Source organism: Pseudonocardia xinjiangensis, assembly GCF_012911925.1.
Lineage (GTDB): Bacteria > Actinomycetota > Actinomycetes > Mycobacteriales > Pseudonocardiaceae > Pseudonocardia > Pseudonocardia xinjiangensis.
On record NZ_JAAXKY010000033.1, the window covers coordinates 44,519 to 54,814 of the forward strand.

Here is a 10,296-nt window from a genome sequence, read left to right on the forward strand (position 1 = left end):
ACGCGCCCGGGCCGGGGCGACTCAGGGTGCGAAAGCGGGCGACTCGCGGGCCCGGAGGGGGCCTCCGGACAGCTCCGCCGCAGGCCAAGGCACAAATCGGACAGAGTCATCTGACGGATGCCCGCGTCGGCCGTCGCCACGCACGATGGGCCGAGTTGGGACGTCTGGCGCGCCGGGGGGCGCCCGTGCGACCGGGTCAGCGGACCACGTGCGCGGCGTCGAGCGATGGTGGGATCGGAGTAGGCGATGGGTACGAACCACGACGAGGTTCCCCTGCGGGGGCGGGCCGCGGAGCTGGGTGACGTCCGCGAAGGCCTGGACGCGCTCCGCACGGGGAACGGCTCCGTCGTGATCGTCCGCGGCGCCGCGGGAGCGGGTCGGTCCCGGCTGCTGGCCGAGTCCCGCCGGATGGCGCGCGAGATGGGGATCCGCACCGTGTCCGGGTCGGCCGACTCGCACAGCCGGGCCGTTCCGCTCGCGCCGCTCATGGAGTCGCTGGTGACCGGACCGGACCCCGTCATGGACGGCGACGAGCTCCCCACCGCCCTGTACCACGGCGCCGACCACCGGTTCCTGCTGCTGCAGACCATCCGGAAGCATCTCGAACGGGTCGCGCTGCAGACCCCGGTGCTCGTGACCTTCGACGACCTGCAGTGGGCCGATCCGGCCACCCTGCTGGCGCTGCGCTGCCTGCCCCGCAGGCTCGCGTACCGCCCGGTGATGTGGATGTTCGCCGTCCGCGACGGCGCGGGTACCGACGCCCTGCACACCACGCTCGACCGATTGGCGGCTGCGGGCGCGGACACCATCGAGCTGCAGCCGCTGGAGCAGGAGTCGGTCGAGGCCATCGCGCACGACGTCCTCGGTGACCACGTGGACGAGTCGGTGCTGCAGCTGGCCGGACGGGCGGCCAACCGGCCGTTGCTGCTGGTCGAGCTGCTGCGGGGGGTGGCCGAGCACGCGGCAGACGACGCCCCGGACGGTGACGCCGGCTCACGTGCGGGACAGCTCCCCGACCGGTTCCGCGGTCTCGTGGCGCGCAACCTCGAACGACTTCCCGACCGGGTTCGGCGGACCGTGCAGATCGCGGCCGTGCTCGGGCCCCGCTGCACCGTCCGCCAGCTGGAGGCGCTGCTGGACGAACCCGCGTCGGCGCTGCTGGAGCCGCTGCGCTCGGCCATCAAGGAGGATCTGATCGTCTCGAACGACGACCACTTCACCTTCCGGCACGAGCTGGTCCGCGAGGCGATCGTGGCGAACCTGCCGGCCGACCTGGTCCGCGGACTGCGCCGGCAGGTGGTCGACGCCGACCTGCGGGCCGGGCGGCCGCTGCCCGAGGCCGCCACGCTGCTGGCCGCCGTGGCTCTGCCCGGTGACAGCGACGCGGTGTCGCTGCTGCGGCAGGCCGCGGCGATGGCCGCCGCGTCGGATCCGGCGGCGGCGGCCGACCTCAGCGTGCGGGCCCTGGAGCTCACCACGTCCCGGGCGCCGGAGTGGGCCGAGCTGGTCACCGAGACCGTCCAGCTGCTGCTGTGCGCAGGCCGGCCGGCCCAGGCCGCTGCTCTCGCCCAGCAGTCCCTCGAGGTCCCGCTCCGCCCCGAGGCGGAGGCGCGGGTGCGGCTGGGCGGTGCGCTGGTCGGCCTGCAGTTCGCGTTCGTCGACGCGATCCGGCACTGCCGGATCGCCCTGGATCTACCCGGGGTGCCGCTCTCGCTGCGGGCCGATCTCCTCGCCGTGCTGTCCCTGGCGACCGCGCTCGACGGGGACCCGGAGGGGGCGAGCGAGATCATCGGCTCGGCCATGACCGCGGCCGGGCTGTCCGAGAACGCGAGGGCCGAGGCGCTGGCCGTGTGCGTCGGGTCGATCGTCGACCTGTGCCGGGCCGACTGGCGTACCGCGTTGGCCGGGGCCGACGCCGCGGCCGAGCTGACCAGGCGCGTGGAGGTGGCGCAGCGCCTGTGCGAGCCGGAGATCTGGCGCGCGGTGGCGCTGGCCGCGGTGGGTCGCCTCGACGAGGCGTTGGCCGTGGCCGAGCAGCAGCAGCGTCAGGCCGGCGTGGGGGCCGGCCTGGCGTTGATGCGGTTGTGGAGCGCCACCCGCTCCCGGCTGCTGCTGGAGGCCGGCCGGCCCGCCGAGGCGCGGGAGGCGGCCGAGCAGGCGCTCGCCATGGCCGACGAGCTCGGCCACGGGGACTTCACGGCCCTCACCGCGGTCTTCACGGCCGGCCGGGTGGCGGTCCTCACCGGTGACGAGGCGGCGCTGGCGACGGCGGGTCGCGAGGCCGAGCGGATGCGGGCGAGCAGGTCCGCGTCGGTGCGCAGCACCGGTGCGTGGCTGGGAGCCCTCGTCGCCGACGCCGGAGGCGACCCGGGCCGGGCCATCACGATCCTGACCGAGGGGGCGGCGCGCTTCCACGACGCGGGGCCGTGGTCCCGCAGCCCGCTCGACCTCGTCGACGTGCCGTGGTTCGTGCGGCTCGCCCTCCGGGCCGGGCACCGCGACATCGCCGAACGGGCGGCCGCCGTGGTCGGACGCCGCGCCGAGGCCGACCCGGACGTGCCGCTGTTCGCCGCGGCCCGCGCGCACGCTCGCGGGCTGCTCCTGCAGGACCGCGAGGAGCTGGTCCGGGCGGCGGCGCTGTTCGAGGCCGGGCAACGGCCGCTCGCCCGGGCGGCGGCGTTGGAGGACGCCGGGACAGTGACGGCCGGGACCGACCGCGCCGAGGCCGTCGGGTTGCTGGAGACGGCGATGCGGATCGCCGACGAGGCAGGCGCCCAGCGCGACGCCGCGCGGATCCGGTCCGCGCTGCGCGAGCTCGGCGTGTACCGGCGGCGCAGCACCCGGCCGGGCACCGGTCACGGGTGGCAGGCGCTGACGCCGAGCGAGCTCGAGGTGGTGCGGCTCATCGCCCACGGGGCCACGAACCGGGCAGCGGCCGAGCGGCTCTACGTGTCGCCGCACACGGTGAGCACCCACCTCAAGCACGCGTTCACCAAACTGGGTGTCACGTCCCGCCTCGAGCTGGCCCGCATCGCCCTGACGCGCGTGGAGTCCGGCGCCACCCCGTGACGGGACGGTCCGGCGCCGGCGGTGGAGGAGGAGCGATGATCCGGGGCAGCGCAGCCGACCGCCGGCGGTCTCGTCGATGGCTGACGGGGGCCGGTGTCGCCGGGCTCGCCACGATCGCCCTCGTCACCACCGGCTGCAGCACCGAGGATCCGAACTCGCCCGCGTCGCTCGCACAGGCCCCGCCGCACGTGACGGCCATGCCGTTGGAGGCGCCCGACGGCGCACTCGTCGGGCCGCAACCGAGCGCACTGGGCACCATCCTGGTGGACGGGGAGGGCCGGACGCTCTACATGTTCAGCAACGACCCGGGGAACGTGTCCGTCTGCGCGGACAGCTGCGCCCAGGACTGGCCCTTCGTGCCCGCGCCGTCGCCGCTGCCGGCGTTCCTGCCCGGAGTGACCGGCAGCCTCGGCCGGACCATCCGGCCCGACGGCGGGGAGCAGCTGACGGTCGACGGGCATCCCGTCTACACCTTCGCGGGTGATACGGCGCCCGGCCAGACCAACGGGCAGGGCAAGGTCGTCGACGGCGGCCTGTGGTCGGTGGTGTCGCCCCAGGGGAGGCCCGTGCGCTCCCCCGAGGCCGCCGCGGCACCGGCGAACAGCTCGATCGGAATCCCGTCCTGATCGCGGGACCCCGGCAGGCAGGCCCCCGGCTCACCCGCCGTCTCGGGCGAAGAAGGCGTTCATCCCGTCCACGTCGTCGAGGTAGGCCTCGACCTGGACGATCCGCCCCTGACGCAGGGTGCAGACCGCCGCGATGTACTCGTCGAGCACGTGCTCGCCGCGACGGGCGGTGGCGCGCAACCCGATGGCCAGGTTCTTCCGGCTCACGAGTACGCGCTCCAGCGTGGACGACACTCCGTACGCGGCGATCAGCTCGGCGCGCGCGATCACGTCGTCGATCCCCGCTGCCGTGCCCGAGATCGCGTTGTCGCCCGGCAGGGTCCACGTGACGTTCGGGCTCATGAGCGCGCGCAGCATCGGCCAGTCCCTCGTGGCCAACGCATGATGGAAGGACACGCCGATCTCGCGCGGGGATGTCTCGGTCGTCGTCATCTCTCTCGCCTCCGGTGCACGGGTGGCCACGCCCTTCTCGATCTATGGTCGAGGCTCGCCGCGTCCGCCACATCACGTGTTGAGGGGATGCGCGAGCTCCGGGCCGGGACGTCAGCCGGACGCGACGCTGCGCTGCACCGGCCCCGGCTCGGCGGTGTCGAGTGGCACGGCGGCCGACCGCACGAGGCCGAGCTGCACCGACTGGCGGCCCACCGCGGCGTCGAGGATCCAGTCGGCGGCGGTGCGGATCCGGTTGCCGGGCATGCTGATCAGGTGGTAGCCGCGGGTGACAGCCTTCGCCGGCCACCCCGAGAGCGGGATGTGCAGCGGGTTGGCCGCGGCCTGGGTGCCCCCGAGGTCGACCACGAAACCGAGGTCGTGGTGCTTGTACCGGCGCATGCGGCCGTAGCCCAGCGACGCGGCGACGTTGCGCCCCGCGAGCGTGCCCTGACGGGTGGCGTGCTGCGCGGTCATCGCCGTCACCTGGCCGGGCCGGGTCAGGTCGGGAACCGCAGCGGCGTCGCCGCAGGCGAAGACCTCGGGGTGACCGGGCACCACGAGCGTCGGTTCCACCAGCAACCGGCCCTTCTGCGTCGGCAGGCCGGTGTCCTCCACGAGCGGGTCAGGGCGGACCCCCACGCACCAGATGAGCGACCGCGTCGGAACGAACTCGCCGGTCGTGAGGTGGACGCCCGAGCGGGTCGCCTCCCGGACCGAGACCCCCATCCGTACCTCGACGCCACGCCGGCGCAGCACCCGGTCCGCCGCGCGCGACAGGCGCGGATCCAGTCCGGGGAGCACCGCAGGCGCGAGGTCGAGCAGCAGCCAGCGCACCCGCTGGCCGCGCAGGTGCGGGTGGTTCGCCATGATCGCGTCGGTGAACAGCGGGCCCTGGGCCGCCACCTCGGTGCCGGTGTAACCCGCCCCCACGACGACGAACGTGCACCGGGCCGCGCGCTCGTCGGGATCTGTCGTGGAGTCGGCGAGCTCCACCTGCCTGATGACGTGGTCGCGCAGGTAGAGCGCCTCGGCGAGGTCCCGGAAGCCGTGGGCGTGCTCGGCGACACCCGGGATCGGCAGCAGCTTGTTGACGCTCCCCGCGGCGAGGATCAGCCGGTCGTAGTCGAGGCCGTGGGCGATGCCCTCGGGATCGGTGTAGGAGACCCGGCGTTCCTCGAGGGACACCGACGTCACCTCGCCCAGCGCGAGCCGCACCCCGGGCAGCGTCGCCGGGAGGGACACCGTCACCCGCCGCGGATCCAGCACCGCCGCGGCCACCTCGGGCAGCAGTGGCAGGTAGAGGAAGTAGTCCATGGGGTTCACCAGCACGATCTCCGTGCCCGAGCCCGCCGGTAGCGCCCGCGTCAGTGAGCGGGCCGCCTGGTAGCCGGCGAAGCCACCACCGACGATCACGATGCGCGTGGTCCCGTTCCGCTCGGGCACCCCGGCACCGGACACGCCGGCATCGGCCCCGGCGGCACCGGACCCGTCGGCCGAGGTACCGGATCGCTCCACGCTCCCGTTTTCGGGCACTTCGGACTCCCTCGATATCCACCGGCCTCCGACGAGGATCGGCATCGGAAGTGCATGCAGAGCGGGTCTACCCGTGGTGGAATCGATGCACACGAGATCACGGGAGCAGGACATGTGGCTGGTCACCGGTATCGACGAGGAGCACCGGTTCCCACGGTGGACCGAGGCTGTCGAGTTCTACCGCCAGGTCGTCGGGGACTGGGTCGCCGACCACGATGACCCGGGCGGAGACGCAGCACAGGAGCTCACGAGGTCTCTCGACGCCCTGGCCGTCGGCGAGGCCCACGAGGTCGCTTTCCCGAGCGCGGCGGGCGGCGACGGGGCACCGGTCCGGTTCGGGCTGACGTGGGAGGTCGCCCAGGTGGGGATGGATCACTTCACGGCCTGCTGAGCATCGGCTGAGAAGGGTGAACGGCAGGTTGCCTCGTGTGCCCCCGATCACGCTAGTCTCTCCGCCGCAACTATCGGTGACGGGATACGGCCAGAGCTGACCGCCCCGCGAAGGAGGATCCGTGCCGGGTGGGCAGTCGCGCTCCGGGCCGCACGGCCAGGGCGAGCGCAGCGGCGCGCGTCGCGACCTGAACTTCAAACGGCCCTCGATCGCGCGGGTCTACGACTACGTACTCGGTGGGCGGGAGAACTTCGACATCGACCGCCGCGCCGCCCACAGCTTCCTCAACGTGATTCCCGAGGCCGGGCAGCTCGCCAAGGACAACCGCCTTTTCGTGCGCCGCGGCGTGCGCTTCCTGGTGGGCGAGGCCGGCATCAAGCAGATCATCGACGTCGGCTCCGGCCTGCCGACCGCGGGGAACGTGCACGAGATCGCGCACGCGATCGACCCCACCGTGCGGGTGGTCTACGTGGACAACGACCCGATGGTGCTGACCCACGCCCGGGCCATGCTCGACGAGAACGAGACCAGCACGGTGATCACCGCCGACCTGCGGGCTCCCGAGACGATCTTCGACGATCCGGAGACCCGCAAGCTCGTGGACATGGAGCAGCCGTTCGCGGTGCTCATCTCGGCCATCCTGCACCACCTGTCCGACGAGGAGGATCCCTTCGGCGCCGTGGCCGAGTTCCGGGGCCGGCTCTCCCCCGGCAGCCACCTGCTGGTCAGCCACTTCCTCGACGAGGACCCACGGTGCCGGGACCTCGAGCGGGGGTTCATGGACGGCCTCGGCTCCGGGCGCTTCCGCACCTGGGACGAGAACCGCAGCTTCTTCGAGGGGCTCGAGATGGTCGAGCCGGGCCTGGTGTACCTCAACAGGTGGCGGCCGGACGAGGACACGCCGAGGGACCACCCGGTCGAGAAGCTCTTCGTGGGCGGCATCGGCCGCAAGGTCTGAGGCGCGGCCGCATTCACCCGGCGGGCCCGGTGGGGCCGGCGCCGCGGATGCGCTGCAGCAGCGGCTCGACGGCGCGGGTCACGAACCGGGTGAGCACGAGCAGCAGGAGCGCGAGATAGGTCACCCCCGGGACCAGCGCCACCACCAGCAACGCGACCGCCAGGATCGCCGTGGTGGCCACCGCGCCCGCCACGTCGGCCCCGCCGCGGATGATGAACGCGAGCACCGTCAGGCAGATGCTGCTCGCCAGGATCGCCCCGACGTACACCGTGGCCGTGAACCGGTCGTCGCCGTACACCCCGATCATCCCCGTGGGGAACGGCAGCACCACGATCGTGAGCAGCCACGCCATGTTCCAGAACAGCAGGCCCCGGGAGTCGGCGTCCGCCGCGTCGAACAGTCGGCGGTGCACCACCCAGAGGCGGGCGATGACGGCGAAGCTCAGCAGGAAGCTGTAGATCTGCGGCTGGTTGTCCGTGATCACCTCGACCGAGGGCACCTGCGCCTGCCCCACGTGCCCCACCGCGTCGACCAGTGGCAGGACGAGCAGGGTGATCGCGATGGCGACCACGGCGTCGGTGAACATGACGAGCCGTTCCAGGGACGTGGGCGCGGCCATGCCCGTGACGGTAGGGGCTTCTCAGCGGGCGTTCAGCAATCCGACGCGCTTCTCAGCGTCACTACAGGGTGGACTTCCTAGCGTTAGTCCCATGTCCACCGCACTTGTCACCGGCGCCAGCCGCGGCCTCGGCGCCGTCTTCGCCGACCGTCTCGCACGGGACGGCATGGATCTCGTTCTCGTCGCACGGGACCGCGCCGGGCTGGAGCGCACCGCGGCCGCCGCACGCCGCCACGGCGTCTCGGCCGAAGTCCTGGCCGCCGACCTGTCGACCCCGGCCGGACGGGCCGCGGCGGAGGACCGGCTCGCCGACCCGTACCGCCCCGTCGAGATGCTGGTGAACAACGCCGGCGTCGAGAACAGCGACGTGTTCGTCGAGGCCGACCTGCACGACCTGCAGAGCCAGATCGACACGAACATCACCGCGGTCATGTCTCTGACCCACGCCGCGCTTCCCGGCATGATCGCCCGCGGCAGCGGCTCGGTGATCAACGTGGCGAGCTTCGCCGGCTACCTCCCCGCACCGGGCAGCACGTACGCCTCGACCAAGGCGTGGGTGCTCGCGTTCACCGACACGATGGCGGCGTCACTGCCGGGCACGGGCGTCGGCATGATCGCTCTCTGCCCGGGGCGGATGCGCACCGGCAAGCACGACGCGCCCGCCGCCCCGTCTCCGCTGTGGCTGGACCCTGCGGCCGTGGTGGACCAGTGCCTGCGCGACCTCGGCCGGGGCCGCACCCTCTGCACCCCGGGTTGGCTCTACCGCAGCGTGGTGGGCGCGCTGGAGGCCCCGCGCCGTTCGATGCGCGCCGCGGCGCGCCTGGCCGGGCGGGGCCGCGCAAAGCACGGCGCGGACGCCCCACCGTCGACCACCCGGCCGGCCCCCGTGCGCACCGCCGCCTGAACGACAGCGCCTCCCGAACGACAGGGCAGCCCGAACGACAGGGACCAACGTGCCGGCGACAGTCACGAGGTGCCGTTCGACCGACGGCCGTCCTCGGCGTACTCCTCGGCGCCCTGCCCCCGGCCGTTGCGCTGGTCCGTCAGGCGCGCGACCTGCCGCTCGAGCTCGGCGATCCGGTCCCGCGCGGTGTCGAGACCGTCCTGAAGCTCCACGATCCGGGCGGCCGCGTCCAGCGTCAGCCCTTCGTCGAACAGGGTCCGCATCCGCGCGGCGAGCACCAGCTGGCGGCGCGAGTAGCGCCGGTGGCCACCACCCGACCGCTGCGGTTTCAGCACCCCCGCGGCGTCGAGGCTGCGCAGGAAGGCCGGCTGCACCTCGAGCAGCTCCGCAGCCTGGCCCATCGCCACCGCCGGATAGTCCTCGTCGTCGAGCCGACCCACACCCATGGACACCTCCCCCGAGATTTCCAGTCATTGATACAGATCCTATCGAGCTGACGACAGAGGAAGTCTTCGCGGACGCCAGTGGCGCCGTTGCAGTGCGTTCTCCGCCGTCCTACGATTCGCACCCCGGTTGAGTCCACAGCCGGCCATCGCCTGTCCCCGGCCCTCGGCCGCGCACAGGCGACCCTCCCGGAGAGAGCATCGGTGACCGACGTGGACAGCTCCGCCTCCCGCGTGTCGGCGCCCCCCGCGACCCTGGACATCGAGGTCACGGTCATCCGGGACGGCACGTCACCGCACTTCCGCGTCCACCTCGGCGGAGAGCTCGACATCTCCACCGTCGGCCTGCTCGCCGACGCGGTGGGCGAGCTGTCCGGAACGCGGCCCGAACTGGTCGAGATCGACCTGTCCGAACTGCGCTTCGTGGACGCGCGGGGGCTGCGCGCGTTCGTCGACATCGACGGCGACCTGCGCGCCACGGGCAGCCGCATCGTCCTCACCAACCCCACCCCGCACATCGCCCGGATCCTGACCCTGACCGCGGTGGACACCGAGATCACCGTGCGATCGGACGGGTCCGGGCACGCGTGCGTGCACGCACCACCGCTGGGCTGAACCTCCCCTGTGTGTAAACATCCGCCGGGCGGGAACAGCACGTTCGGTGACGGAATTACCAGGCGACGACGGTGGTCCGACCGGCCGAAGGGGCCGGCGGAGGGCTGCACCATTGCCTGGTGCCGATGCGCTCACCCTGCGGCTGCCCGCCGAGCCCGCCACGCCGTCGCTCGTCCGACGACGTGTGCGGGGATGGCTGGAGGTCCACCAGTGGCCCGATGACGCCGTCGACGACGTCATCCTGGCCGTGCACGAGGCCGTGGCGAACGTCGTCGACCACGCCTACGCGCCCGGGGTCGACGGCCAGGTCGTCCTCACCGCGACGCTGGTCCCCGACGGCCGCGAGCGCCGGGTCCGGATCGTGGTGCAGGACAGCGGCCGGTGGCGCTCGCCCCCGGCCGACCCCGGCTACCGCGGCCGCGGGCTCCAGATGGTGCGCAGCTGCATGGACGTCGTCGACATCCGTCGGGGCACCGACAGCCGGGGCGGAACCGATCTCGTCATGCTCACCCCCGCCGTCGCGGCCGCTCCCGGACGCCGGGTTCTCACCGCCGGTGTCCGCCGGTCGGATCCCGGCCTCCTCGGCCGCGTCCGCCGGATGCGGGCCCGCGCCCGGGTCGTCGCCGGGCTGGCCGTTCGCCTGCTCGCCGCGGCTCGTCGACTCCGCGCTCGCCGGCGACGCGGATCCCCTCCGCCCGCCCCCCAG

The 10,296-nt window shown here is 73.3% G+C and carries 11 protein-coding genes; 7 read left to right on the forward strand and 4 right to left on the reverse strand.

Annotated elements, in window-relative coordinates; genetic code table 11:
- Positions 1–246 precede the first annotated feature (246 nt).
- Together HF577_RS12825 and HF577_RS12830 are read left to right on the forward strand one after the other, a co-directional pair.
- Entirely contained in the window at positions 247–3,069 is a 2,823-nt protein-coding gene (locus HF577_RS12825) for a helix-turn-helix transcriptional regulator (protein ID WP_169396035.1), read from the forward strand.
- 35 nt (positions 3,070–3,104) lie between these two features.
- Positions 3,105–3,695, forward strand: coding sequence for a COG4315 family predicted lipoprotein (locus HF577_RS12830; RefSeq protein WP_169396036.1), 591 nt, complete (start codon positions 3,105–3,107; stop codon positions 3,693–3,695).
- A 30-nt stretch (positions 3,696–3,725) separates the two neighbouring features.
- Here the strand turns inward: HF577_RS12830 and HF577_RS12835 are convergent, their stop codons facing one another.
- The gene (locus tag HF577_RS12835; RefSeq protein ID WP_169396037.1) at positions 3,726–4,127 is read right to left on the reverse strand and encodes a nuclear transport factor 2 family protein; all 402 of its coding nucleotides are present in this window, start codon (positions 4,125–4,127) and stop codon (positions 3,726–3,728) included.
- Between the two features lie 111 nt (positions 4,128–4,238).
- The gene (locus HF577_RS12840) at positions 4,239–5,570 is read right to left on the reverse strand and encodes an NAD(P)/FAD-dependent oxidoreductase (protein WP_312859107.1); all 1,332 of its coding nucleotides are present in this window, start codon (positions 5,568–5,570) and stop codon (positions 4,239–4,241) included.
- Between the two features lie 175 nt (positions 5,571–5,745).
- Here HF577_RS12840 and HF577_RS12845 point away from each other — a divergent pair, with 175 nt between their 5' ends.
- Positions 5,746–6,051, forward strand: a complete 306-nt coding sequence (locus HF577_RS12845) for a hypothetical protein (protein ID WP_169396039.1) — start codon at positions 5,746–5,748, stop codon at positions 6,049–6,051.
- Positions 6,052–6,172: 121 nt separating this feature from the next.
- Positions 6,173–7,009 carry an SAM-dependent methyltransferase gene (locus HF577_RS12850; protein ID WP_169396040.1) on the forward strand — a complete coding sequence of 279 codons (837 nt, stop codon included), beginning with the start codon at positions 6,173–6,175 and terminating at the stop codon, positions 7,007–7,009.
- A gap of 13 nt (positions 7,010–7,022) precedes the next feature.
- Here HF577_RS12850 and HF577_RS12855 read toward each other — a convergent pair whose 3' ends face one another.
- Complete coding sequence (locus HF577_RS12855; protein ID WP_169396041.1) at positions 7,023–7,628, reverse strand: TMEM175 family protein; 606 nt, start codon at positions 7,626–7,628, stop codon at positions 7,023–7,025.
- Between the two features lie 91 nt (positions 7,629–7,719).
- Between HF577_RS12855 and HF577_RS12860 the strand changes: the two genes are divergently transcribed.
- Positions 7,720–8,532 (forward strand): SDR family NAD(P)-dependent oxidoreductase, encoded by an 813-nt coding sequence (locus HF577_RS12860; RefSeq protein WP_169396042.1) that lies wholly within the window; start codon positions 7,720–7,722, stop codon positions 8,530–8,532.
- A 62-nt stretch (positions 8,533–8,594) separates the two neighbouring features.
- Here the strand turns inward: HF577_RS12860 and HF577_RS12865 are convergent, their stop codons facing one another.
- The gene (locus HF577_RS12865) at positions 8,595–8,978 is read right to left on the reverse strand and encodes a helix-turn-helix domain-containing protein (protein ID WP_169396043.1); all 384 of its coding nucleotides are present in this window, start codon (positions 8,976–8,978) and stop codon (positions 8,595–8,597) included.
- Positions 8,979–9,179: 201 nt separating this feature from the next.
- On the opposite strand from HF577_RS12865, the gene HF577_RS12870 reads away from it, so the two are divergent.
- A complete protein-coding gene (locus HF577_RS12870) occupies positions 9,180–9,590 on the forward strand; it encodes an STAS domain-containing protein (RefSeq protein ID WP_169396044.1) in 411 nt (136 codons plus the stop codon).
- 112 nt (positions 9,591–9,702) lie between these two features.
- The coding region (locus HF577_RS12875) for an ATP-binding protein (protein WP_169396045.1) at positions 9,703–10,296 on the forward strand (594 nt) is incomplete at its 3' end.